General features: G+C 57.9%; 23 protein-coding genes and 1 pseudogene. 10 read left to right on the forward strand and 14 right to left on the reverse strand.

Going from position 1 to position 26,277, the window contains the following annotated elements:
- The 9 genes from coaE (at position 1) to KZO34_RS04140 (ending at position 10,010) form a co-directional block, all read left to right on the forward strand.
- Positions 1-600 (forward strand): dephospho-CoA kinase, encoded by a 600-nt coding sequence (gene coaE, locus KZO34_RS04100; RefSeq protein WP_219473650.1) that lies wholly within the window; start codon positions 1-3, stop codon positions 598-600.
- The gene (locus KZO34_RS04105) at positions 593-1,690 is read left to right on the forward strand and encodes a hypothetical protein (RefSeq protein ID WP_219473651.1); all 1,098 of its coding nucleotides are present in this window, start codon (positions 593-595) and stop codon (positions 1,688-1,690) included. The genes coaE and KZO34_RS04105 overlap by 8 nt, the downstream gene beginning before the upstream one ends.
- A gap of 2 nt (positions 1,691-1,692) precedes the next feature.
- Positions 1,693-2,436 (forward strand): tRNA (N6-threonylcarbamoyladenosine(37)-N6)-methyltransferase TrmO, encoded by a 744-nt coding sequence (gene tsaA / locus KZO34_RS04110; RefSeq protein ID WP_219473652.1) that lies wholly within the window; start codon positions 1,693-1,695, stop codon positions 2,434-2,436.
- Positions 2,437-2,479: 43 nt separating this feature from the next.
- Complete coding sequence (locus tag KZO34_RS04115; RefSeq protein ID WP_219473653.1) at positions 2,480-4,831, forward strand: hybrid sensor histidine kinase/response regulator; 2,352 nt, start codon at positions 2,480-2,482, stop codon at positions 4,829-4,831.
- Positions 4,832-4,879: 48 nt separating this feature from the next.
- Positions 4,880-5,068, forward strand: coding sequence for a DNA gyrase inhibitor YacG (yacG, locus tag KZO34_RS04120; RefSeq protein ID WP_219473654.1), 189 nt, complete (start codon positions 4,880-4,882; stop codon positions 5,066-5,068).
- Positions 5,069-5,179: 111 nt separating this feature from the next.
- Positions 5,180-5,740 carry a YfaZ family outer membrane protein gene (locus tag KZO34_RS04125; RefSeq protein WP_219473655.1) on the forward strand — a complete coding sequence of 187 codons (561 nt, stop codon included), beginning with the start codon at positions 5,180-5,182 and terminating at the stop codon, positions 5,738-5,740.
- Positions 5,741-5,876: 136 nt separating this feature from the next.
- Entirely contained in the window at positions 5,877-8,060 is a 2,184-nt protein-coding gene (locus tag KZO34_RS04130; protein ID WP_219473657.1) for a hypothetical protein, read from the forward strand.
- A gap of 91 nt (positions 8,061-8,151) precedes the next feature.
- Positions 8,152-9,078, forward strand: a complete 927-nt coding sequence (locus KZO34_RS04135; protein ID WP_219473658.1) for a glucosaminidase domain-containing protein — start codon at positions 8,152-8,154, stop codon at positions 9,076-9,078.
- 38 nt (positions 9,079-9,116) lie between these two features.
- The gene (locus tag KZO34_RS04140) at positions 9,117-10,010 is read left to right on the forward strand and encodes an acyltransferase (RefSeq protein WP_219473660.1); all 894 of its coding nucleotides are present in this window, start codon (positions 9,117-9,119) and stop codon (positions 10,008-10,010) included.
- A 6-nt stretch (positions 10,011-10,016) separates the two neighbouring features.
- Here KZO34_RS04140 and KZO34_RS18865 read toward each other — a convergent pair whose 3' ends face one another.
- From KZO34_RS18865 to zapE, 6 genes and pseudogenes are all read right to left on the reverse strand, one after another.
- Positions 10,017-10,289, reverse strand: coding sequence for a response regulator transcription factor (locus KZO34_RS18865; RefSeq protein WP_459076678.1), 273 nt, complete (start codon positions 10,287-10,289; stop codon positions 10,017-10,019).
- Between the two features lie 57 nt (positions 10,290-10,346).
- Positions 10,347-12,299: pseudogene (locus KZO34_RS04145) on the reverse strand (tetratricopeptide repeat protein); the annotation flags it as partial.
- A gap of 680 nt (positions 12,300-12,979) precedes the next feature.
- Positions 12,980-14,341 carry a DUF1329 domain-containing protein gene (locus tag KZO34_RS04150; RefSeq protein WP_219473664.1) on the reverse strand — a complete coding sequence of 454 codons (1,362 nt, stop codon included), beginning with the start codon at positions 14,339-14,341 and terminating at the stop codon, positions 12,980-12,982.
- Positions 14,342-14,374: 33 nt separating this feature from the next.
- Positions 14,375-16,273, reverse strand: a complete 1,899-nt coding sequence (locus KZO34_RS04155; RefSeq protein ID WP_219473666.1) for a DUF1302 domain-containing protein — start codon at positions 16,271-16,273, stop codon at positions 14,375-14,377.
- Between the two features lie 379 nt (positions 16,274-16,652).
- Complete coding sequence (locus tag KZO34_RS04160; RefSeq protein WP_219473668.1) at positions 16,653-17,837, reverse strand: thiolase family protein; 1,185 nt, start codon at positions 17,835-17,837, stop codon at positions 16,653-16,655.
- Positions 17,838-17,924: 87 nt separating this feature from the next.
- Positions 17,925-19,022 (reverse strand): cell division protein ZapE, encoded by a 1,098-nt coding sequence (zapE, locus tag KZO34_RS04165; protein ID WP_257900304.1) that lies wholly within the window; start codon positions 19,020-19,022, stop codon positions 17,925-17,927.
- A 231-nt stretch (positions 19,023-19,253) separates the two neighbouring features.
- Between zapE and KZO34_RS04170 the strand changes: the two genes are divergently transcribed.
- Positions 19,254-19,685: a Z-ring associated ZapG family protein gene (locus KZO34_RS04170; protein WP_218634986.1), complete on the forward strand. Its 432-nt coding sequence runs from the start codon at positions 19,254-19,256 to the stop codon at positions 19,683-19,685.
- 4 nt (positions 19,686-19,689) lie between these two features.
- Here the strand turns inward: KZO34_RS04170 and KZO34_RS04175 are convergent, their stop codons facing one another.
- The 8 genes from KZO34_RS04175 to KZO34_RS04210 all read right to left on the reverse strand — a co-directional run bounded on the left by KZO34_RS04175 (position 19,690) and on the right by KZO34_RS04210 (position 26,246).
- The gene (locus KZO34_RS04175) at positions 19,690-20,433 is read right to left on the reverse strand and encodes a Nif3-like dinuclear metal center hexameric protein (RefSeq protein WP_219473677.1); all 744 of its coding nucleotides are present in this window, start codon (positions 20,431-20,433) and stop codon (positions 19,690-19,692) included.
- Between the two features lie 80 nt (positions 20,434-20,513).
- Positions 20,514-21,566: a histidinol-phosphate transaminase gene (hisC, locus tag KZO34_RS04180; protein ID WP_219473679.1), complete on the reverse strand. Its 1,053-nt coding sequence runs from the start codon at positions 21,564-21,566 to the stop codon at positions 20,514-20,516.
- Positions 21,567-21,600: 34 nt separating this feature from the next.
- Entirely contained in the window at positions 21,601-22,908 is a 1,308-nt protein-coding gene (gene hisD, locus KZO34_RS04185; protein ID WP_219473680.1) for a histidinol dehydrogenase, read from the reverse strand.
- Between the two features lie 43 nt (positions 22,909-22,951).
- Positions 22,952-23,599, reverse strand: a complete 648-nt coding sequence (gene hisG, locus KZO34_RS04190; protein WP_219473682.1) for an ATP phosphoribosyltransferase — start codon at positions 23,597-23,599, stop codon at positions 22,952-22,954.
- A gap of 29 nt (positions 23,600-23,628) precedes the next feature.
- Positions 23,629-24,891: a UDP-N-acetylglucosamine 1-carboxyvinyltransferase gene (gene murA / locus KZO34_RS04195; protein WP_219473683.1), complete on the reverse strand. Its 1,263-nt coding sequence runs from the start codon at positions 24,889-24,891 to the stop codon at positions 23,629-23,631.
- 28 nt (positions 24,892-24,919) lie between these two features.
- A complete protein-coding gene (locus KZO34_RS04200) occupies positions 24,920-25,162 on the reverse strand; it encodes a BolA family protein (RefSeq protein WP_219473685.1) in 243 nt (80 codons plus the stop codon).
- Positions 25,163-25,275: 113 nt separating this feature from the next.
- On the reverse strand, positions 25,276-25,596 hold the full coding sequence (locus KZO34_RS04205; RefSeq protein WP_219473687.1) for an STAS domain-containing protein: 321 nt from the start codon (positions 25,594-25,596) through the stop codon (positions 25,276-25,278).
- Positions 25,593-26,246, reverse strand: coding sequence for an MlaC/ttg2D family ABC transporter substrate-binding protein (locus KZO34_RS04210; RefSeq protein ID WP_219473688.1), 654 nt, complete (start codon positions 26,244-26,246; stop codon positions 25,593-25,595). The genes KZO34_RS04205 and KZO34_RS04210 overlap by 4 nt, the downstream gene beginning before the upstream one ends.
- Positions 26,247-26,277 lie beyond the last annotated feature (31 nt).

A 26,277-nucleotide genomic window follows, 5' to 3' on the forward strand; every position in this document is an offset into this window, starting at 1 on the left:
ATGACAATTGTGGGTCTCACCGGCGGAATCGGTTCCGGTAAATCAACCGTCGTCAGGATGTTTGGCGATCTTGGCATTCACTGGGTGGATGCCGACGATGTCGCCCGAGAAGTCGTGGAACCGGGCACCCCCGCGCTCAAGGCCATTGCCGAGCACTTTGGTCCGGACATTCTGACCGGAGACGGTGCGCTGGACCGGGCTCAACTTCGCAAGATTGTCTTCGAGACGCCGGAAGAACGGGCATGGCTTGAGGCGCTGCTGCATCCCGTCATCCGTGAGGAGCTAGTTCGGCAGTTGACGCCGGATAATTACACACAGCCCTACACTCTCTTGGTCTCTCCCCTGCTGTTCGAAACCAATCAGCACCAGTTGGTTGATCGTGCCATTGTGGTCGACGTCCCTGTCGAGGTTCAGATTGATCGCACCATGTCCCGCGACACCAATTCCCGGGACCAGGTGGAGCGCATTATTGCCGCGCAGATGCCAAGGGAAGAGCGCCTTGCCAGGGCCGACGCTATAATTGATAACAACCGCCCGATTGATGACGTGGAGCGTCAGGTCCGTGACTTACACAAAAGGATTTTGGTGGATTTTGTCTGACCGAGCTTCTATCCCCCGGCTGGCTGGCTTGGCGGCCGTATTCTTTTGCCTCGCTCTGACACACGCTCAAGCCGCTGAACCGGTGTTCGAGGTGCAGGAAAGAACGGTGCCCGATATTTTGGCGCCGGACGCGTTGCCGCCGTCGTTCTTTGATTTCTCGCCGGACGAATACTGGGCGGAACCGCGCGACTCCTACTGGGTGAACTTCAGCAACTGGGTGCTGCTGCAGGGACGAACCCAGAACCCCAAAGTAGAAAGACTGGGCCAATGGGCGGATCGCACGCTGTCCGGAAGCGAGTACGGGTTGCCGAACAACGCCAGCTACCTTCGAATTGGCTTCGCCACCGAATCGGAATACGGCGCTCCATTCCAGTTTGAACCTGAGGCGCGGTTTCGACTGGATATTCCCACCACGCGCCGCAAACTCCGCCTCGTGATCGAGAGCGAAAGCGAGGAACTCATCCCCCTGGAAGAGCGACAGCGTGACCGCCAGTTAACCCAGGACGAGCGCTCCGACACCGAGGCAACCGGCGCACTGCGATACCTGACCCAGATCGGCGATGCCATCAACTTCTCAAACGACGTGGGTGTCAGGCTAAGACTCCCTCCTGATGCGTTCTGGCGCGCGACGGCCCAGAAAAACTGGCGACCGGATGAGGATTGGTTGCTGAGCGCCCAACAGCGCTTTTACTATTATCACGAAGATGGCTGGGGCGAGCGTACGTGGTTTACGGCCGGCCGGCAGGTCGGCAATGGCTGGTACTTTATATCGTCGTCGGAACTGGAATGGATCCACAACGAAAAAAAATTTGTAGCGGCCCAGATCTTCAGCGTGGACAAACGCTTGAATAATCGCTCGACCCTGACACCTCGTCTCGGCGTTCTTGGTGAAAGCCAGCCGACCTGGCGCACGACTGACTATTTCGCTGACTTGACCTGGCGTTACCGCCTGCACAGCGACTGGGTCTATGCAGAGGTCATACCCGCACTCGAATTCCCTCGGGAAGACAGCTTCAAGGATCGGGCCTCGGTCGTTTTCCGGGTAGAATTGTATTTTTCCGGCAGTCTTCAGCGACCTTATCTCAATTAATTATGCCCAGACACCCCTCCCGACCAGCCCAGGAAGCACTGACGCTACAGCCAGTCGCCTTGACGCGCTCCTGTTTTCAGGACAAGTTCGGTGTACCACGCCAGCCTGGCCTGACGCGTTACGCTCACGCCGAACTCGTTATCGAACCACCCTACGACCGGGAGGATGCGTTCCGGGGTCTGGAGTCCGCCAGCCACCTATGGCTCACCTTCCAGTTTCATGAAGCGGTGCGTGCGGAATGGCGACCGGTGGTGCGTCCGCCCCGCCTGGGCGGCAACAAAAAAATCGGTGTGTTTGCCAGCCGCTCCCCGTTCCGGCCCAACAGTCTTGGGCTCTCGGTGGTCAGGAACCGGGGACTGACACGCAAAAACGGCAAACTGATCCTGCACATCAGCGATCATGATTTGATTGAGGGAACCCCCATTCTCGACATCAAGCCCTACCTGCCCTTTGCGGATTCTGTGCCCGAGGCGTCCCTGGGCTGGGCCGATTCTCCGCCCACGGAGCGACTGACCGTGACTTTCCTGCCCGAAGCCGAAAAGCAGCTTGAAGCTCTCAGCCCGGATGACTACCCGGATTTGCGACCGCTGATCGAAGACGTTGTCAGTTATGACCCGCGCCCGTCTTTCCGTCGCGGCCGCGAGGAAGAGCGGATCTACGGAGCACACCTGTACGATCTGAACGTGCGTTTCCGTTTCGCAAACCGTAATTCAGAGGAACGTGTCGAAGTCCTGACTGTCTGTTAAACTCCGATTGGTGATTTAGTAGTCGACACAGGGAACTCGTGAATTGCCTTCAAACCGTTTTTTAAAGCGCCTGGGGATCCGGCCGCTGGCAGCTCGCCTGCTGGCGTATGTGCTGCTTTTCAGTCTTGTTTTCTCTCTTGTTGCTACCGGCGTGCAGATGATCGGCGAGTTCGAACGCCGCAAGGAAGACCTGCAAACCACCCAGGCCAAGGCTGCGGAGCTCATTTCGGGGAGCATGAGCAATAACATCTGGCTGATGAACTACAGCGAGGTGGCCAACAGCCTGGACGACATGAAGGCCGTGACGGCGATCCAGCATGCGCGGGTGGTTACCTCAACCGGCGATGAGTTCACCACCGGCACTCTCCCCGAGGGGCGAGTTATCTCCCAGACCTTTCCCCTGGTCTTCGACCGGTCGAGCTTTCGCAGCCCGGAGGACGTGGGCAAACTCACCCTCACCTCTTCCGTCGAACAGATCTACGATGACCTCAGAGATAGGGCGCTGTTGAATCTGCTGTTCCAGTCCATTGTGGTGATGCTGGGCACGTTGGGCCTTTTGGTGATCGTGCGCCTGACGCTATCCCGACACCTCGAAACCATGGCCGACTACGCTGCCAGGCTGAATCTGGATGCCCTTGTCGATCCGCTCAAGCTCAAACGGGTTGAGCCCAAAACGCCGGATGAGCTGACCGAGCTGGAACAGGCCCTGAACAAGATGCGCCTCCAGATACTGGAAGACACGCGGTCGCTGCGCCAGACCACCATCCAGTCCCAGGGCGAACGGGACGAAGCGGTCAGGGCCAACCACGCAAAGAACCAGTTCCTGGCCAATGTCAGCCACGAACTCCGCATTCCCCTCCAGTCGGTGCTGGGCTACGCCAACCTGCTCACCGACACCCCGCTGGATCAGGACCAGCGTGAATACGTCCATACCCTGCTCAATGCTTCCGAGGGGCTGTCCGCAATCATCAACGATCTGCTCGACATCTCCAGCATGGAGGCGGGCAAATTGGTGCTGGAAACGATTCCGTTCGACCTACGGGAAACCCTGAACGACCTCGTCCATATGCTGGGCTCCCGTGCCCGCGAAAAGGGCCTTGCACTGGAGCTTCGTATTGATGAGAACCTGCCGTGGGCGCTGAAAGGCGATCCGGTACGTATTCGTCAGATCCTGCTCAACCTCACATCCAACGCCATTAAGTTCACCGATTCCGGGCACGTTCTGATCAGCATCGAGGTACTCGGCCGACGCGATGATCAGGCCCGGCTGCGTCTGGCGGTCGAAGACACTGGCGTGGGCATTAATCCCGAAGACATTCCGCTGGTGTACGAGCCCTACGTGCAGCTCGGCCAGCGATTCCAGCGCCAGCTCCCTGGCGCCGGCCTGGGCCTGACCATTTGCCGGCAACTGGTCAACCTGATGGACGGCTCGCTCGACCTGGAGAGTCGACCCGGGGAAGGCTCGACGTTCTGGATCGAACTGACCTTGCCCGTCGCACCGGAAAGCTCGGCCCGGGTACGTCCGGACACCCGGATGGTCAAGAACAGGCGCATCCTGGTGGTGGATTCCTACGAACTGTCGCGCAAAATCACCCTCGAGATGCTGTCTCGTCATGACGTACATATCGAAGCGGTCAAGTCCGCTGGCGAGGCTCTGACCTCACTCCGACAAGCCTTTGACAGCCAGCAGCCCTTTGACGCGATCGTCCTGGACGGTTTCGTGCCGGACATGGACAGTGATCTGCTCTGCCGACAGATTCGAGGCAATCCTCTCTGGACCGAGATGCGGCTGCTGATCCTGTCGTCCAATCCTCAGCGGGGCGATGCCGAGCATTTCCGCCAGGCGGGGGCTGATGCGTTTCTCAGCAAATCCCTGCGGGAATCCTGCCTGACTCCGATTCTGAACCAGTTGTTTGCCGATGCGGCCAAGCAGGAACGACGCTTTCTGACCCGCTTCTCGCTTCAGGCAGTCAGCGACTCATCCCGTCGGCGGGAGTTGCCCTGTGGCCGCATGAAGGTCCTGCTGGTTGAAGACAACCCGGTCAATCGCACGCTCACCCGTCGCCTGCTTGAGAAACTGGGCTGCGACGTGATGACTGCCAATGACGGGGAAGCGGCCGCCAGCCTCTGGCAGTGGCACCCGTTTGACCTGATATTCATGGACTGCATCATGCCCCGGGTGGATGGTTTTGAAGCCACACGTCGTTTCAGGGAATGGGAAAGCACGAACCAACGGCCACGGGTGCCCGTGGTAGCCCTGACCGCCAGCGCCATGGAGGAAGACGAGGAAAAATGCCGGCGCGCAGGAATGGATTCATTTGTTGCCAAGCCTGTCAATATTGAAATGCTCCGGGCAGTACTGGAACAATATTGCAAAGCGTCCGCAACGTCCTGAACAGGCTGCGGGCTTCCCGGACCCGTTTTACTATTCTGAAAGGCAGCCATGAACGTCGAATGCCCCACCTGCAAAAAAACCGTGGAATGGACGGATGCCAATCCCTACCGCCCATTCTGCTCAGAACGCTGCAAACTCATCGATCTTGGTGCCTGGGCCAATGAAGAGTACCGGGTACCCGCCGAGAATGTATCACCGGACGACCTGGATCAGGGCGGTGACGATACCCGCCACTGAATCACCTCCTTGGGCAGATGAATGGCGGCTTACCGCCTTTTAAGTTGAGCCCCCCGGGCCTGCCCGTTAACATACGCCCAAATATTTTAATTACTTACGAAAGGTGCATGCATGAAAGTGTCCCGTATTTCCGTGATGGTTCTGTCACTCGCTGCCGCTCCGGCCTTCGCCGGCGATGTGGACCTCAGCCTCACCGATGATTCCGTGAAGGGCCAGGTGAACTTCCTCGGCAACAATGACGACCTCCAGATGGGAGCCGGCTACACCTACCGCGAAGGTGGCCTCGACATCCTCAACCTCGACTTTCACGCTCAGGGCCGCACCGCGATCGGCAACCTGCCTACGACAGCAGGCCTTGGCATGCGCGGTTTCGCCTGGGATGCGGATCAGGTTGACGGCGGCGCCATCGCACTCGGCGGCTATGCCACCCTGAATATCCCGAGGGTACCGGGGCTTTCTTTCACGGGCGGCCTGCACTACGCCCCCAGCATCCTGTCGTTCGGCGATTCCGATGACCTGACCAGTCTGGAACTGCGCGCCAGCTATCGCGTCATCCGTAACGCCGAGGTATTTGCGGGCTACCGTTACCTGAACACCGAACTGGATCGTCCGTTCCGTGGCGATGTGGATCTTGATGACGGTATCCTGGCAGGCATGAAGATCTACTTCTGATCTGCTGCTCCGGTAAAGATCCAAGGGTGCCTCCGGGCACCTTTTTTTGTACCTCTTTTCGTGCCTTTCCTCACGCTTTCCCGGTCATCGCACTGCTAGACTGAACGCCTGAACTCTCTGCACGGATAGCCAGGCTATGCGATTGACCTCCGGACTGATCCTTTCCTCTGTGTTTTTGCTTCTCGCCGGGTGTGGCGGGGGCGACGATGCCATCACCGGCGCTCAGAATGATCCCAACGATTTCGCCAACGGCACGAATCCGGTCAACGACTTCAGCCCCGGCAGTACTGGCGACTCCAGCAACACGGCCGGCCTGGAAGCGAACGAGGTCCGCATTACCATGGAAGTCCCCGGCGGCGTCGCGCCCGATGCCGAGCTCACCCGCCGTAACCTGAGAATCGTGCAGCCGGACCGGGTCCGCGTCTACACCACCAATACCGCGCTTCAGAATCTGGGCTCGGTTCCGGTATCCACGCGCACCGACGACAACGGCTTCACCATCATCGCCTTCGAAAACGGCCTGCCCCTGGCCCCGGATGTTCTCATCGATGCCAGTTACGGCAATACCCGTTTACGCGCCCTGGCCGCAGACGCTGACCGCGATGTCAAAATCAACCCGTTCTCGGAATATCTGGTGCGCAACACCCTGCCCAATTACACCTCGGGCCAGTTCCAGAGCATTCTCGACTGCGTCGATGATGCCGGCGGCGAGCTCTGCCTTAACAAGTATGTCTGGTCTACCCTGGCCGATCAGGTCCACGATTTTGAGATCGATATTCCGTCAACAGCCAGTCTGACCTCGGCCTTGGACCTGCTTTCCAATCGCGGCGATTTCGCCCGGTACGTCTCCGCCATGGCGGACTATGCCCTACTGGATGAGAGCTCATCCGGGCGAATCAGCGCCAGCTCTGCGGACTATAATTCGGTGCTTTTCGGTGTGGAACTGGGGCAAACCTTCCTTGAAAGCTCGCTGGTCAACTCCGGGCAATGGGGCGCCCGAACAGCCCAGGAAGAGCGGCTGGAAGACCAGAATGGCGTTGGCTACGTTTATCCGGCACTAACCCTCACCAGCTTCGATGCGTTCAATATCAAAGTAACCTCGCTCGCCAGCGACATTCCCTACGCCCGGGAAGCGCTGATCCATCAGGCGGGGAACGACTTCTTTCTCCGGGGCTCGGAGCAGTGGGACCTGAACACCCACGCCTCATCACCGGGTGCCGCCACGCTGGTGGCGGAGACCCGATTACTGGCAGGCCGCGCCCTGTATCAGAGCATCACCGGCCGCGGCAGCTCGCGCCTTATCGGCTGGACCCGAAACCCCTATTATCTTGATGCCTACACCAGTGCTCCCGAGTCCGACACCACAGGACCCGACCGAGTAGTAAGTGGCTACTTCAGCGCGGGCAAAGCGATAGAGCTGGAAGCATCCGGCGAGGAACTCAAGCGAAGGGACACGCTGGAGAAACACTACCTGTCGGTACTGGAACTCGACCTCCTGCGTGACACCGGCTTCAGTCTCGACACTGTCGATGGCCGGGACTACAACGTACTGTACCTGGCCACGCAGTTCAGCAACGGCACCACGCCGGTCACCTTCGAAACGGGCCTCGGTGACTGGCAGATCAGCGGTAACACCATCACCCAGAATCAGGCGGTCACCGCCGTCAGCCGTGACAATACCGGAACAGTCACCAGCGACAACACCGGCACGCTGACGGATTCCTGGACCCTCAGCAACCGTACCTCACGGCTGAGCAACGGCGATGCCGACATCGGACGCCTGAACCTGGATGTGTCGACCGCCTCCGGCGACTTCGACAAGCCGGATCTCGGCGTAGGGGCCAGCACACCGGATGGCAGTCTCCTCGCCTTTAACCTGGACGACAGCCCCTTCGGCGATGGCATTCTCATTGCCGCGAGCCGGACCTCGGGAGCAGCTTTGGCCGATGGCAGCTACCGTCTTCAGGGCATACGCCTGGGCATGGCCTCCGATACCAACCACCTCGCCCATTTTGACAATGCCGTGCTTACGATCAGTTCTGCTACGGATACCGCCGCCCTGGACCCGCGCAGCCTGGACGTTACTCACTCCGTGGGCGAGGAAACTGTGACGCCTCCACGGCTTAACGAAGGTGACACCATCTCACTGACCTATGATGACTCAGCAGGTACCGGGCGAGTGACGTTTGCCGGCCCCAGTCCGACCCTCTCCCTGGAGGGTTTTTACACCGAGGACCAGGACCAGTTCTATCTGCGCCTGAGAGATACCGTCTCCGGCGAAGAGCAAATCGGCCTGGTGATCGCCACCCGAATCCCTTGATTGGAGGGCCCGGAGCGTCCTGACCCAACGGGCAGACTCGCGCGTATAACCTGTTATAATCATTATCATATCGATTCTGACGTGAGGTTTTATGTCTGCAGGTAAACGGGCCCTGATGCTGGTTGTCCCATTGATCGCCTTTGCGATTGGTGGTGGTTTTTATGTCCCCCAGGCAGGCATGGACGGCAATCGGTCCGGCTCAGAGCTGCCGCTGGCCTCCCTGCCCACACTGCCGGACTGGGCCAATGACGGGCTGCCTGATTTCTCCAGCTTCCAGGACACCACCGAGAAGAAGGCCGCATTCTTCTCATTCCTTTATCCGCGCATCGTGCTGGCAAACTCCCGGATTCTGATTGAAAGAGACTACCTGGACAGCCTGGCCGGGAAACCCAGTCTGTCCGACGACGAACAACAATGGTTAGCGGCTCAGGCGGATCGCTTGCGAGTTGAGGCAAAAACCGGGAGCGACGAACAGTTCGAGCTTCTCCGGAAACGTCTTGATGTGATTCCGCCCTCTCTGATTCTCGCCCAGGCTGCCAACGAATCCGCATGGGGAACCTCACGGTTTGCAACCAAGGGCTACAACCTGTTCGGTCAGTGGTGTTTTTCCAAGGGCTGCGGTCTTGTTCCACGTGGCCGCGTCGAAGGCGCCAACCATGAAGTTGCCAAGTTTTCTTCGCCTTACCGTTCCGTTCGGGCTTACATCCAGAACCTGAACCGCCACCCGACGTATCAGGCCTTGAGAGACATTCGCCTGGAAGATCGCAGAGCGGATGATCCTCTCTCAGGTCTTGAGATGGCCCAGGGCCTTCTGGGCTATTCCGAGCGCGGCGAAGACTACATTGAAGAAATCCGGTCCATGATTCACTACAACAACTTGTCGTTCTACGACAATGACTTCCGGGAGGTGATCAGGGATCTCACCCCGGACCGCCTCCAGCAGCTCGCGTCCGCCAACCCCGAGACCGCTCTGCTTCCCGGCCAGAAAACCCAGAATTCAGGCCCCACCGAAGGCTGATTCCAAGACAAACCATAAACTTCCAGAGACATTCCGGCATGCTCAACTTTTTGCCTGCGCCGCTGAAGGGAACCCTGGCGGCCCTGCTTATCCTATCCAATACACTCGTTCTGTTTCCCGTACTGTTGCTGTTTGCCCTGCTCAAGCTGGTTCTTCCGGTCACCGCCGTCAGAAAGGCCTGTACGGTGGTGCTGAACAGAATTGCCTGGGTCTGGATAGGCTTTAACAATGTACTGATGGACCTGCTGCACAAGGTGGACTGGGATGTCAGGGGTATCGACAACCTCGACCGCAAGCACTGGTACTTCGTGACCTGCAATCACCAGACCTGGGCAGACATCCCCGCCATTCAGTACGTCCTGAACAGCCGGATCCCGCTACTGAAGTTTTTTCTTAAGAAAGAGCTGATCTGGGTACCGTTTCTGGGCATTGCCTGGTGGGCGCTGGATTTCCCGTTCATGCACCGCCACACAAAAGAACAGATCGCACGACGCCCGGAACTGAAGGGTAAAGATGTGGCGGCAACACAGGCGGCCTGCGAAAAGTTCCACTTCACTCCGGTCACCGTCTTCAATTTCATGGAAGGGACCCGGTTCACCCCGGCCAAACACCGCAGCCAGAAATCCCCCTATCAAAACCTCCTGAAGCCCAGGGCCGGTGGGACCGCGTTCGTACTGCAGGCCATGGGTGAGATGATTCACACCATGCTCGACGTCACCATCGTCTATCCCGATGGCAAGGCCGGGTTCTGGGACTATCTGTGCGGCCGTATCCGCCGCATCATCATCGACGTCCGTGTGCGGGAAATACCTGATCACTTTCTGGGTATGGATTATGAGAACGACCGGGAGACCCGCCTGGAATTCCAGCGCTGGATCGGCCAGGTCTGGGCGGACAAAGACGCTCGGATCCAGGCTCTGCAAAGCGCCTGAAGTGACCTAGAGTATGCCCAATTCTCGCGCCCGGACGATAGCCTGGGTCCGGGATTTCACCTCCAGCTTGGCATTGATCCGCCGGGCATGGGTTTTCACCGTGTGCAGGGAAATATGCAGCTTGTCAGCAATTTCCTGGTTCGAGAGCCCCTTGGCAATCAGTTCCAGCACCCCCTGCTCGCGGTCGCTGATGGGTTCAGCCAACGCATCGACCGTCTCCGCTTCAGTCTTCACGCAGTAAAGGCGCCCCAGAGACTCTTTGAACGGGCCGTCAGGCATCTGTGGGAAGCCCCTCTGCACGAGATCCTGGAGTTCATGCCGAAGCTCCGCAAAGGGACTGATGAAGTGTTCCCGAGACGCTTCAGCCACCACCGAAGCCAGAATTTTCTGGGCAACCGTCGAGCCTTTCTCCTCCTGCACCAGCACCGCTTCAAGCAAGCGAATGTGCAGCTCGACGCCCCAGGGAATGGCGCTTTCATAGCGCTCCCGAATCCCCTGCAAGGTATCACGGGCCCGGACAAAATCCCCCCGGGCCAGATCTAACCGGACCTTCATGCAGTCCAGCAGGCCTGGCATCATGGGGAACAGCTCCGGAACGCAGCCCGCCTTACGATATGGTTCCAGCTTGGCCACTGCCTGAGCGGCGCTGTCCACCTGATCTTGGGCTAACCAACAGCTCGCCTTGAGCGCCTCCAACACAGGAACAAAGAGTGATTCGTCGACCTGCCAGGCATGCATGGTACGCTCGGCTCGACCGATCCAGACAAAGGCGTCATCCAGCCGACCGTCGGCGCGACACATCAGGATACGAATGGTCATCGCCAGCAACAACCCGAGATCCCGGGTTTGCTCGGCATGTCGACCACAGCTCACCAGCAGTCGGTCAGCTTCCCTGTACCGTCCCTGGTGCCAGAGCACCAGCACCAGGTTTAACTGCAGACGGGTTTCCCCGATACGGGCGGGCCTTGCCAACTCATGCATGGCCGTATCCAGCCCCGTCCGCAGCAATTGTTCAGCGTATCTCAAAGAGCCTTTGCCAAGCTCGATCCGGGCGTGGGCATACACCGCCAGCGCTTCCGAACCTGAGTCACCCGCTTCCCGGGCAAGGCGGGCAGCGGCGCGATTGGCGTCCCTGGCGTCCTGAAACTGCCCGGATGCACACAGAGCGCTGGAACGTACCATCTGCGTTACCAGCTGCCCCTGAGGGGAGAGATCGCCGGCTGACAACGCCTGATTGGCCATATCGAGCGCAGGAGCCACACTTCCCTCACCTCTCAGGATAAACGCCTTGAGGGCACAGATACGGGCAGCATGCTCCTCCAGTCCTGACTCTCCGAGCCCTTCAATCAGCGCTCTGGCCTGACGAAACTGTCCGCCAATGGCATGGACCCAGCTGTATACAATTCTGAGCCGTGCGCTACGCTCCAGAAGCTGCCCCGGCAGGCTCTTGCGCAACCTCAGAAGGGAAGCGGTATCCTGCCCCAGTAATAACGCCTCCGAGCCCTCGGACGCGATGTGAATTACTGCCTCGGCATCGCCGCTCAGCAACGCATACTTCAGCGCTTCCGGAAACTGCCCCCGCTCACCGAACCACCGGCTCGCATAGCTCATTCGTTCGGCATAACCGGCCAACGCTGGCGTTTTGAGCCACTCCTGCAACAAAGGATTGAACCGACACCAGCGTCCACGACCGGGCACTGCTTTGAGCGGCAAGCCCTGCTCCATTGCCTGCGAGGGCAAAAAACCGATTTCAGGCATGACCGGCGCAAGGGCCAGAAAAAGCTCATCGGAACACAGCTCCAGTTCAGCCATCACCCTCAGGGAGCGGCACTGACCAGATGTCATGTTGCCCAGCACCGACTCCTTGAGGAACCGCTCAATACTGTTGGTTTCCTGAACCGGCTTCAGATCGGGATTTCGAGCAATTTCGCGACGATAGAGCGCGAGCGGGGTTGGCCACCCTTCGGTCATGTCGTAAAGGTTATCAATGGCAATACTTGAGAGCTGATTTGAATCGAGCAACGGCCTGAAGAATTCAAAGGTTTCGGAACGACTGAATTCCAGCGTCTCACTGCCCAGACGAACAAAGCGGTTTTCGAGCTCAAGACAATGGGTCTCGAATGGCAGTGCCCGCCGGGAAATGAGCACCATTGTCAGATTTGAAGGCAAATCCGTAACCAGCTGCTGAAGCAGCACAACAACAGCCGGATTGCCGAGGTTCTGAACGTTGTCCAGGATGAGGACCCGGCACGACGACGTGCGCTGACGTTCCAGGGCGACCAGCACCATCGCTAATGCATCCGAGTAGGTTGCGCCCCCCTGAAGACTGCTCTCGGAAGCCTCCGGAAGATCAAGTGCGATGGAGATCAGATTCAGGAATCGGGAAGGCGAGTTATCTTGCGCATTCAAGGCAACCCAGCGGAGATTGTCGGGGTGGACATCAGCGGACGCGACGCCAGCGGTCACAGCGTGGGATTTTCCGAAACCACAGGGCGCTTCGACAAAAAGCGCACCCCGGGGAATCAGTGCCTCGGCGATGCTCCTTTCCACAGACGGCCGTTTCAACACTCCCTCTGGTAACACCGGCACCTGTAACCGCTGTCTGAGCAGATCCCTGACCAGCTCACCCCGTTGCAGACCACTGTTCGCTGACTGGAACTCATCGTTGGCTGCACAGCCATCATTGAATGGTTTCACGCACTGCCCCGCTTAAACACCGGCCCGGAGGTGTAACGTCCTGCGGCCGACAAATGGTTTTCTGCACTGACTTTTGAGTGGCGTCCGGCTTCGGGTACGCCTTTAGTATGAGAGGAAGGTTAAACCAATTGAGGGGCGGGCTGCAAAATTTTGACGTAAAAGGATTTTAGGGGGTGGCGGTTTTTTAACATTTGTCGCGATTCGAGAGAATTATCCCGCCACAAATAAAAACGGCGGACCCTGGGCCCGCCGTTTCAACACACTTTTGACGCTTAACGAGTACCAGCGCGACGCAGTGCTGCCGGAGTGTAATCCCGAGACCGGCGCTCGGCACCGAACTCGTATGGATTCTCTTCCTCGTTGGTCAGGCCAAGTGCCAGGTAACGACCAGACAGAAGATCGTACAGAGTCTCAATGGCGTACCAGGGCACATCCTGATCATAGAACTGCATGGAATGGGCTTCAGCGACACGCCAGAGCTCACCACGACCGTCATAATGGTCAATGACAGAGGCCTGCCAGGTATCTTCATCAATGAAGAAGTCACGCTGGGCATAGATATGACGCTCACCTTCTTTCAGGGTCGCGCGGACGTGCCACACACGGTGCAGCTCGTAACGAGTCAGATCCTGATTGATATGACCTGCCTGAATGATCTGGTCATAGCTGAGGCTCGGGTCAACCAACTGGTAGGAATTGTAGGGGATGTACATCTCCTTCTTACCAACCAGCTCCCAGTTGTAACGATCTGGCGCACCGTTGTACATATCGAAGTTGTCAGAGGTACGCATGCCGTCAGCAGCTGTACCTGGACCGTCGTAGGCTACCTGGGGTGCCCGACGTACGCGACGCTGGCCAGCGTTGTAGACCCAGGCGCGACGTGGCTCTGCAACCTGGTCGATAGTCTCGTGGACGAGCAGGACGTTACCCGCCAGACGGGCCGGACCGGTAATTGCCTGCTTGAAGTAGAACAGAACGTTCGGGTCTTGACCTGGCTCGAAGTCCTGAAGCGCAGTACGCCAGGTAAATTCGTCCTGGAACTTGACCACCGAGAAATCACCGCCTTCGGTGGGAGTCACCTGACCTACGTTCCGGGCGACAGAGCCGCCACGGTAACGGGTAATATGGTTCCAGATAGCTTCAAGACCATTCTGCGGAATCGGGAACGGTGTCGCCTCGACATAGTTGCCAAGACCGTTACCGTCCTTGATCAGCTCGACCTCGGTCGCATTCTGGATCGTCTGGTCATTGATTTCTTTCGGGTACGTAGCCGTACGATGGGTCTCATAGACCGGCATGAAGTAGTCATCGTAGCGTTTGATCATCGCGACCTGGCCCGGGGACAGGTTGTCCGCGTACTCAGCAACGTTGCTCTGATCAATAACGAACTTCGGCTCTTCGCCAGCAAACGGATCCACGTAGCGGCCATCGCCTTTGTAATCCGCAGGCGGTGTGCTCAATCCGCCATCCCATGCCGGAATCTCGCCGCCATTACCGGCCTTCTCAGCACCGATCGGAGTCAGAGAGTCGCCCAGCTTGGCTGCTTCCTCGGCAGAAACCGCACCATAGGCCTGGCCTGCAAAAACGCTTGCAGCCAGCACACCCGTGGCCAGTAGTTTCTTGTTTAGTTTCATCTATAGTACCTCGTCAAACGAATTCTTCCGGTATCAGAATGAGTAGGACACACTCACGGTTGCGAAATCCCGGTCAGTCAACTCGTTATACGGCTTTCCGCCGAAAAAGTTCGTGTAACCGATATTACCGGTGATCTTATTCTGATAAATCGCTTCCAGTGACAGGCCAACTGCCTTGCTGCCTTCGTTGAACGCACCGCCCGGTTGCGGGCTGTAGCCCTGCACATCATGAGACCAGGCCAACTGGGGGCGAAGGTTCACACCTGCAAACACGTTGGGGTAATCCCAAACGAAGCGCGCACGGTAACCCCAGGAGAAGTCAGTGGTGAACCCTTCGTTGTTACAGTAGTTGGTGTTGATGTTGGCACCAGCCTTACAAAAATCGCCAGTGAAGTTTGCGCCATCAACCGGCAAGGATCCAATGCCGTAGGTGCCCGAACGGCCGTAACGAGCTTCGTCGTAGTCCGGCAGGTCATGGATGTAAGTCGCACCGAATTCAGTGATGAAGGACAGTCGGCTGGCCCCCATAACCTGGTCGAAGAACTTGATCAGGGTGAACTGTGCCTGAGACACATTAAAGCGGTCATAACCAGCAACCGCCTTGCCCGCGAGGTTGGCGCCACCGCTCTCTTCAAGACGCTGGGCTTCCAGCTTACTCAGAACGTCACCGTTGGGGCTGCGCTGCTGGAGACCGCCGTAGATCAGTTCGAACGCGTTCCACTGCAGCGGCACGTTGTCACGGAAGCTGTATTCCGCACCCAATGACCAGCCACTCACGGTGGTGTTGATACTGACGCCGTACAGGTTAATGTTCTCCGGGTACTCAATGAAGTAGCTCGGGAAGCTTGAGGACGGCAGCGAGGGATCGCTCGACTGTGTCGCACTCGGGCTGGAAGGGTTGTTGACCAGACCACTGACGTACGGCAGACGGCTGTTGTACTTGATGTAGTAAAAACCAAGCTCGGAATCGTTCAGAGCCGGCACGTACCAGCGCATGGCCACACCGAACTGGTCCTTGGAATCCGCTTCCTCGTCGCCGAGACGCGGGGCGATGAAGCCCTGAGCGAACGCTTGGGAGTCCGGCAACTGACCAGCAAGAAGCACCGGGCCACAGCCGTCAGCGGCAAAATCGTTGGTCGAGAAGAAGGTGCCGCAGTCATCCGGCTTTACAGGCTCCCAGTCGGCCTGCACAAACGTTTCCAAAGTGATGTTTTCGGTCACACCAGCGGACGCGTAGAACATCTCCACGGGCAACAGGGCATCTTTCAGCTCGGCGCCCGGGGCCCGGAACGCGGGCACGTCCACCGGGTTGATCACGTTGATGCCGCCCTGGATAAACGTGCTTTCACCCCAGCTCAGCACCTGACGGCCGTAGCGAAGGCTGACCGGGACGTTTCCGAAATACCAATCTGAGAAGACGTAGGCGTCCAGCAACTCGCCACCAGAGGCGTTATCCTTTGCCTTTCGGTTCAGTTCACGCTGCTGGCCAACGAAATCAACGGCACGGCTCTCGTCTTTAAGTTCGAAATCGTACCAGTACCGGCCACGAAGCAGTCCACCCACGCGCGTAAGCACGTCGCTGTCGACGTTGTAGTTCAGGAACAGTTCGCTGTTGCCCTTGACGATCTTGGAGTAGGTATCGCCCTTCTCAAAGTTCAGGTTACCGTCGTCGTAGTTGTTGGTAGAGGCGCCGATATTTGCCAGCTCTCCACCCGGAGCGTACTCCGGCCCGAGGTTACCCTGAGCGATCAGGCGCTTGTCCCGATCCTCAAGCCGCCAACCAGCACCCGCAGACAGCGTGGTGTTAAACTGGGCTTCGACGTCCCCCATGTAAAACGAATAGGCGGCTGCCTGACCAGACATTCCGGCGGCAACTGCCACGGCCAGCGGTAATTTGGTCCAACGCTGCCATTGATGAGTTTTTCTTGTCATTGGAAGGCTACTCCGTTGTTGTTCTGAGTCGCTGCTCTGATTATTGGTGTTCACGATGTATTGGAGGCTTCATGCACAGTGCTCGTGATGATGGCACTATAGCTAACGCTGTCGAGCGCTTTGATCAGTCAAAAGTATGATTTTGCCTCACACCCCATTAACCAGCGGGTTTCCTCGCACCGCTTCACTATAGACAACTATTCTGGATGCAACCACTTTGGTTTGAAGGGATTTTCCTGATCGTGACCAATGCCTGGCCGAACCATTGTTGAGTCCCAAAAGGGTGGAAGCGGGACCGTATCAGCCGGCGGAGGGGAAATCGCGAAAAGGTGGAATACGGTCCAGGCCATCCGTGGCCTGGAGCCGGGCAGGAGGAAACTTACAGCAACTCAATCGCCATAGCCGTCGCCTCGCCACCACCAATGCACAGCGCAGCAACGCCTTTTTTCTTGCCATAGCGCTGCAGCGCATACATCAGGGTAACCAGAAGGCGGGAACCGGTGGAGCCAACCGGATGCCCCTGCGCACAGGCCCCACCGTGCACATTGACCTTCTCCGGATCGAGCCCGAGTTCGCGGATGGGCATCATTGCCACCATCGCAAACGCTTCGTTGATCTCGAACAGGTCAACCTCATCCTTTGACCACCCAGCCTTTCCGAGCAGCGTTTCAATTGCGCCAACCGGGGCACAGGTAAACTCAGACGGGTGCTGGGACTGAGTGCTGTGGCCGACGATACGCGCAAGCGGCTTCAGACCACGTTTCTCAGCCTCAGACTCCCGCATGAGAACCAGCGCAGAGGCACCGTCGGAAATCGATGACGCGTTGGCAGCGGTTACCGTGCCATCTTTGCTGAACGCCGGACGCAGCGTGGGAATCTTGTCAATATTGGCATTGAAGGGCTGCTCATCATCTTCAACCACGCTGTCACCCTTGCGGGACTTGACGGTAACCGGGACGATTTCATCCTTTAGCAAGCCTTCGTTGATGGCGCGCTGGGCCCGCTTGAGGGAGTTGATGGCATAGTCATCCATTTCTTCCCGAGTGTAGCCCTTTTTGTCCGCCATCTCCTGGGCGAAGGCTCCCATGAGACGACCAGTCTCGGCGTCTTCCAGACCGTCCATGAACATGTGGTCCTGGGCCGTATCGCCAGGCCCCATCCGGTACCCCTTGCGGGCGCTGGGCAGGATGTAAGGCGCATTGGACATGCTCTCCATACCGCCGGCGACCATGATGTCATTGCTGCCCGCCTTGATCAGGTCGTGGGCGAACATGGCGGCCTTCATTCCGGAACCGCACAGCTTGTTGATGGTGGTGGCGCCGGTATTATCCGGCAATCCGGCCTTGCGCATGGCCTGACGTGCCGGTCCCTGCTTCAGACCTGCAGGCAGAACATTGCCCATAATCACTTCCTGCACATCTGCAGGCTGAAGTCCGGCACGCTTGACCGCCTCGGCGATGGTAATGGCACCCAGATCCGGCGCGCTGACCGCTGAAAGACTGCCCTGGAAGCCGCCCATCGGGGTGCGAACGCCGCTGACAATAACTACGTTATCGTTGCTCATACTAAGATCTCTCTGTCGTTTTCATCGGGACGGGTATCACTACCCCCGCTCTTACGATTCAGTGATGCTGAACTCTTATAATGATTATCAAGGCTTGTGAGGTGCCTCGAGGTATTCGTGAGACTGCATTTCCAGCAGGCGGGATTCGGTCCGCTCAAACTCGAACTCGAGGCGCCCGCCCGCATACAGTTCGGTAATCGGGGCGGCGGCCGAGATAATCACCTTGACGTTGCGATCGTAGAATTCGTCAACCATGTTGATGAACCGGCGCGCCTGATCGTCTTTTTCGCCACCCAGTACCGGCACGTTACTGATGATGATGGCATGGAACTGCCGGGCCAATTCGATGTAGTCATTCTGGCTGCGGGGACCGTCACAGACATCCTTGAAATCGAACCAGACCACGTCGTCGGCGTGCGCTTGCGCGGGAATCTTTCGTCCGTTTATCTCCATGCTCTGACTGTGTTTGCCCGCTTCTACCGCCAGGGCATCAAAGCTGGTCCGCAAGCTGACGTCCGCGGCCTCATCGAGCGGCGAATGGAAGAGTTCCGCCTGCTCCAGTGTTCTCAGTCGATAATCAACGCCGCCGTCGACGTTCACAACATCGGTGTGTTGCTTGACCAGAGCAATCGCTGGGAGAAACCGCGCCCGCTGCAGACCGTCCTTGTACAGACCATCCGGAACAATATTGGACGTGCAGACAAGCGTTACCCCGCGGCTGAACAGGCCATCCATCAGGGTCGCAAGGATCATGGCGTCACCAATGTCCGACACAAAGAATTCGTCGAAACAGATGACCCGGGTTTCATCCGCAAATTTCTTCGACACCAGATCCAGCGGATTCTTCTCACCCTTGAGGGACCTGAGCTCATTGTGAACACGCTGCATGAACCGGTGAAAATGCACTCGCATCTTTCGATCAAACGGCAAGGACTCATAGAACGTGTCCATAAGATAGGTTTTGCCGCGACCAACCCCTCCCCAGAAATAAAGCCCCTTGACCGGCTCTTCCTTGCCTTTTTTCAGTTTTCGGCGCAGCTTGGCCATCGCACTGTTGCGATCACTTTCCGCCTCAACCAGTTTGTCGTACAGTGACTGAAGTCGCCTGACGGCATCTTCCTGCGCCGGGTCCCTCTGAAATTCCGGGCGTTCAAGATCCTTCTGGTAACGCTCCCAAGGGGTCAGGTTCGCACGGACGTCTGAGGACATAACTTCTGTCATTGAGGAATTCCCGGAGGTTGGTCGTAAAATTTTGGGCGCCGTATTGTCGCGCATTTCGCGATTTTTCGCCACGCCGGACCTCTGCGAGGCAATACGACGATTGGCGCAGGAGACAATCATGGGCTCATCGCCCTTCCGGCGTTATACTCGGAAGTGGTGCGAGGCTAAATTCCAGGTAAAAGGACGACACAGCATATGACAAACCTGATTCTGGCAGCGATTGCCGCATTGATTGTGGGCATCGTCATCGGGGTACTTGTTGGCCGCTCCGGGCAGGGAACCACGCTCAGGCAGCGTCGGGCGGAACAGCAGATTGAAGAACTGAGAAGCGAATATACCCGCTACCAGGCCCAGGTGAACGAGCATTTCATGGAGTCGGCCCACCTGCTGCGTCGTTTCAATGACGCCTATCGTGACGTCAACCAGCACATGGCGCGCGGCGCAAACCGGCTTTGCAATGACGAAGAATGGATGGAGGAGCTGGCCCAGGAAACCTCGAGAAAGCGCCTCGAAGAAGTCAGCGATGACGGCGTCGAACCGCCCCGCGACTATGCTCCCAAGACCGACCCGGATGCCTCGGGAACACTCGCGGAAGGTTTCGGCCTCCCCAAGAAAGAGAAGGCCTGATCCGTCAGACCGGGTTGTCGCAGTCGATGAACTGATGCGTCAACCCGAACTCTTGTGCCAACGCCTTACCAAGCGCCTGCACACCGTAACGCTCGGTGGCGTGGTGGCCAGCTGCGTAGTAGTGGATGCCGCACTCACGCGCGGTGTGAGTTGTAGGTTCTGAAATCTCGCCACTGATGTAGGCATCCAGCCCGGCCTCGAGTGCCGTGCCTATGAACCCCTGGGCTGCACCGGTGCACCAACCCACTTTTTTGATCTCTGGCTTGCCGTCACCTACCCGAAGCGGCGACCGGTCCAGCCTCTCTGCAATGTACTCGTCAAAGCGCTCCGGGCTCATCGCTTCCGCAAGCTCGCCCTCCCAGACCAGACCACCCAGCGGTCGTGGATTTTCTATGCCCAGCACGTCGGCCAGTTGCCGATTGTTGCCATAAACCGGGTGATCATCCAGAGGTAGGTGATGAGCAACCAGATTGATATCGTTATCCAGTAACTGCTTCAGGCGGTCGCGCTTCATACCCTGAATACGCTGATCTTCACCCTTCCAGAAGTAACCGTGGTGAACCAGAATCATATCCGCGCCAGCCTCGACCGCCGCGTCAATCAGCGCCCGCGACGCGGTTACGCCGCTGATGATGGTGCGGACCTCTTCCTTCCCCTCAACCTGGAGGCCATTGGGGCAATAATCCTGAAAATTGTCGGGCTGAAGCCACTCGTCGGTTTTTCGAAGAATTTCATTACGGTTGGCCATGACTCTCTCCGTTTATGACTGCAGGCTTGTGAGTACGCGGCCGGCGGGGATAACCTTCCGCCTCGACCAATACTGGGAGTTTACAGCGACTGAAGCCCCTTGATCAGAGCATCGTTCTGCTCCGGAGTACCAATGGTGATCCGCAGGAACTCACTGATTCTCGGCTTACTGAAGTGACGAACGATGATGCCCTGCTCTCTCAGCCCTTGGGCCAGAGCTTCGCCAGACTTTGATTCATGGCGGGCGAACACGAAGTTCGCCTTGGAAGGCAGTACTTCGAAACCAAGCTCTTCCAGTGCCGCAGTCAGACGCTCTCGCTCCGCAATGACCCCGTCACAACATTTCCGGAACCAGGCTTCGTCTTCGTAGGCCGCCTTTGCGCCAGCCAGCGCCAGACGATCCAGCGGGTAACTGTTAAAGCTGTTCTTGACCCGGTTCAGGGCCTCAATCAAATCGGGGTGGCCTACAGCGAAGCCAACGCGCAATCCAGCCAGTGAACGGGCCTTGGACAGCGTCTGTGACACCAGCAGGTTCGGATAGGCATCCACCAGCGTGATTGCACTGTCGCCGCCGAAATCGATATAGGCTTCATCAACCACTACGACCCGGTCCGGATTGGCCCGCAGGATTTCCTCGACCTGGGCCAGCCCCAGGTAACGACCCGTCGGCGCGTTGGGATTCGGGAAAATTACGCCACCATTGGGCTGTTTGAAATCATCGGGATTGATTTCAAACGTCTGCGTCAGGGGCACTTTCTTGCCTTCGATGTTGTAAAGGCCGCAGTAAACCGGATAGAAGCTGTACGTCACGTCCGGAAACAGAATCGCTTCGCCATGCTGAAAAAGGCCGTAGAAAATGTGGGCCAGGACCTCGTCTGAACCATTCCCCAGGAAGACCTGCTCCGGCTTGACGTCGTGGTAGCCGGCGATGGTCTGGCGCAGGTCTTCACCTTCCGGGTCCGGGTAGAGGCGCAGGCTATCATTCAGTTCCGCCTGAATGGCCTCAAGCACTCGAGGCGACGGGCCAAACGGGTTTTCATTGGTGTTCAGTTTGACCAGGTTGGCCATTTTAGGCTGCTCACCTGGCACATATGGGACCAGGTCGTTGACCTTAGGGCTCCAGAACTTGCTCATGGAATTCAGACTCCGACGGGAAAATGGCGAGCGCTCAGTCCTTGATGCGGTACTCGGCCGACCGGGCATGGGCAGTGAGCCCCTCCCCTCTGGCCAGAACAGAGGCCACACGCCCCATGCGATCGGCACCGGAAGCACTGAAGCCGATGATGGAGGAACGCTTCTGGAAGTCGTAGACCCCCAGGGGCGAGGAAAACCGTGCCGTGCCACTGGTCGGCAACACGTGGTTCGGCCCTGCGCAATAGTCGCCCAGCGCTTCGGCAGTATATCGGCCCATGAAAATGGCGCCGGCGTGACGGATTTCTTCCACCAGTGCCTGCGGATCTTGCACCGACAGCTCCAGGTGCTCCGGGGCAATCCGGTTAGAGACCGTCGCCGCTTCGCTCAGGTCGGAAACCTGAATCAACGCCGCCCGACTGCCCATGGATTCTGCGATGATGTCTGAACGCTCCATCGTCGGCAGTAGCTTATTGATGCTGGCCTCGACCGCATCAAGAAACGCCGCATCTGGACTGATCAGGACGGACTGGGCCTGCTCGTCGTGTTCCGCCTGGGAAAACAGATCCATGGCAATCCAGTCCGGATCGGTTTGGCCATCGCAGATCACCAGAATTTCAGACGGACCGGCGATCATGTCGATACCGACGGTACCGAAAACCTCTCGTTTCGCCGTGGCCACGAAGATGTTACCCGGGCCCACAATCTTGTCGACCGCCGGGATGGTTTCGGTACCATAAGCCAACGCGCCGACAGCCTGGGCACCGCCAACGGTAAACACCCGGTCCACGCCGGCAATCGCCGCTGCTGCCAATACCATGTCGTTCACCACCCCGTCCGGCGTGGGAACCACCATGACCACCTCGCTGACACCAGCAACCTTGGCCGGGATCGCATTCATCAGAACCGACGACGGATAGGCCGCCTTGCCGCCCGGCACATAAAGACCCGCCCGATCCAGAGGCGTAACCTTCTGACCCAGGACCGTGCCGTCCTCATCCTCGTACTGCCAGGACTGCTGGTTCTGCCGCTCATGATAATCACGAATCCGGTCGGCCGCCTTTTCCAGCGCAACACGCTGATCCTGGGGAATCGCGTCAAGGGCCTTCTTCAGGCGCCCCTGATCCATTTCCAGCTCGGCGACACTACCGACTTTCAGGCGATCAAATTTCTCGGTGAATTCCAGCACCGCGGCGTCTCCGCGGTTTTTCACCTCATGCAGGATATGACGGACCGATTCATTCACCTGATGATCAACGCTGTCATCCCAGGCCAACAGCTTGGCCAGTGAACTATCAAAGTCACTCTGGGAAGCATTCAATCGTGTGATATTGATATCGGTCATGTATCAAACCCTTGGTGGAATTAATGACTTGCCCGAGCGCTTCTTACTCCGAAGTGCGTCGCTTATCTACAGCAGCAGACATCTTTTCAATTATGGGATTAATCTTCTCATGTTTCATCTTCATGGACGCACGGTTCACCACCAGGCGGCTGCTGATGTGCTCGATCAGCTCCCGAGCCTCCAGCCCATTCGCCTTAAGGGTATTGCCGGTATCCACGATGTCGACAATCTCGTCTGCCAGCCCGAGAATCGGCGCCAGCTCCATCGCACCGTACAACTTGATGATGTCCGCCTGACGCCCCTGCGCCGAGTAGTACCGACGCGCCAGATTGACGAACTTGGTCGCCACCTTGATACGACCGGCTGGAGGCGCCTGGTCCTTGGGCCCGGCGGTCATCAGGCGACAACGGGAGATATTCAGATCCAGGGGCTCGTAAAGCCCTTCACCGCCATGCTCCATCAACACGTCCTTGCCGGTAACACCCAGATCGGCACCGCCGTACTGGACGTAGGTCGGCACATCGGTCGCCCGAATAATGAGCACCCGTACGTTGGGATCCGTGGTGGGGAACACCAGCTTGCGGGATTTCTTGATATCGTCGACCAGCTCGATACCGGCTTCCGCCAGCAACGGCAAGGTTTCTTCGAGGATTCGCCCCTTCGACAATGCGATGGTGATGGAATCTGTCATGCGTCCTTCCGGTTTCCCGTTTGTCTCTGTCACGCCGGCAGTCGGCGGATGGTGGCGCCCAGCAACTGCAGTTTTTCTTCGATGCACTCGTAACCACGATCAATGTGATAGATCCGGTCGACAATGGTGTCGCCTTCGGCAACCAGGCCAGCGATCACCAGACTCGCCGAGGCCCGAAGATCGGTCGCCATAACCGGTGCACCGGCCAGATGGTCAACGCCCTTGATGATCGCGGCATTGCCCTCAAGGGTGATATCTGCACCCATGCGAATGAGTTCCTGCAAGTGCATGAAGCGGTTCTCAAACACCGTTTCCACGATCGTACCTGTGCCCTCAGCAACGGCGTTCATCGCCGCAAACTGTGCCTGCATGTCCGTCGGGAAAGCCGGATAAGGCGCCGTGCGAAGGCTGACCGCCTTGGGGCGATTCCCCTTCATGTCCAGCTCGATCCAGTTCGGCCCGGTGGTGATGTGGGCACCCGCCTCTGCCAACTTGAGCAGTACCGCCTCAAGCAGATCTTCCCGGGTATCCTTCAGCTTGACCCGGCCACCGGTTGCAGCGGCAGCTACCAGATAGGTGCCGGTCTCCACGCGGTCCGGCAGGACATCGTAGTGGCAGCCGTGCAGGCGCTCGACACCATTAATTTCGATGGTCGCGGTACCATGGCCCTTGATGTCTGCCCCCATGGCGATCAGACACTCCGCCAGGTCGACAACTTCCGGTTCACGCGCTGCGTTCTCCAGAATGGTTTTACCATCGGCCAGCGCGGCCGCCATCATCAGATTCTCCGTGCCCGTAACGGTGACCGTGTCCAGGAAGATGTGGGCACCCTTGAGACGTCCGTTGGTCTTGGCCTTGATGTAGCCATTCTCCACCTTGATATCCGCACCCATCATTTCCAGGCCGTGAATATGCAGGTTTACCGGACGGCTACCAATGGCACAGCCGCCGGGCAGGGAGACCTCGGCCTCGCCGAAGTGGGCCACCAGCGGCCCCAGCACCAGGATGGATGCACGCATGGTCTTCACCAGCTCGTAGGGAGCGTGGAAGTGCTTGATGGTATTGGCGTGAATTTCCACGCTCATCTTCTCATCAATCATCAGCTCCACACCCATGCGGCCGAGCAGCTCAATCATGGTGGTGACGTCATGAAGGTGAGGCAGATTACCGACGGTTACCGGCTCATCGGCCAGAAGCGTGGCCGCCAGAATCGGCAATGCCGCGTTTTTGGCACCGGAAATCCGGATTTCGCCATCCAGGGGCTTACGCCCCCCGATCAGAAGTTTGTCCACAGTAAATATCCTGTCTTGTAAGGACCGATCAGCCTTGGCGCTCAGCCCATTCAGCTGGCGTGAAAGCTCTCGGATGCAGTGCGTGGATTGTTCCATCCATCACTTGCTGGAACAGCGCCTTGTTAATCAGCTGCTGTCGTTTGATAGTCGACAGTCCCTCGAAAACGTCACCCACCACCACAACCAGATAATGGGTACCATCAACCTGTACCTGAACTTCGCAGCCGGGCAGTGCTTCTTCGACCAGCGCCGTGACTTCGGTGGCGTCCATAAAAAATCCTCGGGTGTTTTGAAATCAGGGGCGAGATTGTAACCAATTACGGACTCCGGGTCAGCTTTACCATCCGGTAACCGGAGACTCGAAAAGCGTCACTCAGGGGAAAATCAGGTGGAAACGGAACTGAAACCGGAAAGCTGGTCGTCAAGGTTGCTCAGAGCAGCGAGTGAAGCCAATCGCTCACTGACCCCCCGATAGGACAGGGAAAGGCCGCGACGGTTCGCCAGACGCTGCCAGCAAAGCAACAGGGACAGCACCACGCTGTGCGCCGTCCGAAGGCTCCCCAGATCGACAATCAAATCGGCATTCACTGTGTTGATCAGCTTTTCTCCCTGCTGACGCAGGGCCATAACAGTGCCTGCATCAACATCACCGCTGACGGTGAGCGCACTGTCGATGATGTCGACCCGGGGCGCCAGGGCGGTCATGAGTTATCGACTTCCTGCTCAAGCTGGAGGGATTTCACCGCATCGCCCCAGCCGTCTATGACCGCCTGGACTTGGCCACGGTTTTCTTCCATCTCCTGGGCGAAGCGGTCACGGAAGGCGAGTCCGATGTTCACCCCTTCGACAATGACGTTCTCCATCATCCAGGAACCGTCCTTGGCCTTGTACATGGAATAGGTGACCGGATACCGGTTGCCAGAAGCACTGATGACCTCCATCTGCACCGATGCACGACCGTCATCCTGCGGGTTGATGACCGCTTCTTTCACCTCAATGCTGAAGTCCTCGGCATCCACCAGAGCCTGAGCATAACTGTCGAACAGGCTGCGCTTGAACTTGACGACAAAATCGTCCCGCTGTTCCGGCGTTGTCTGGCGGGCATACCGCCCCATCACACGCGCAGCGATGCGGCGGAAGTCGACAAACCCTTCCAGGGATTCATTCATGCTGGCATAAAAGGCCTCTGGATCACTCTCATACAGGCCACGCTCCCGGTTCAACTTTTCGACCAGACGCTGGGTATTCTCATCCACGTATTGCTGCAAGTCCTCCGCAGCCCCCGCCTTGGCCGGCCCCACCAGAAACGCACACAGCGCAAGGATGAGGAAAAAACGTTGTTTCACTGCAAGCATCAGAATCTCCTTTAAAGCTTATTCCCTTCCG

Source organism: Marinobacter sp. F4206, assembly GCF_019392195.1.
Lineage (GTDB): Bacteria > Pseudomonadota > Gammaproteobacteria > Pseudomonadales > Oleiphilaceae > Marinobacter.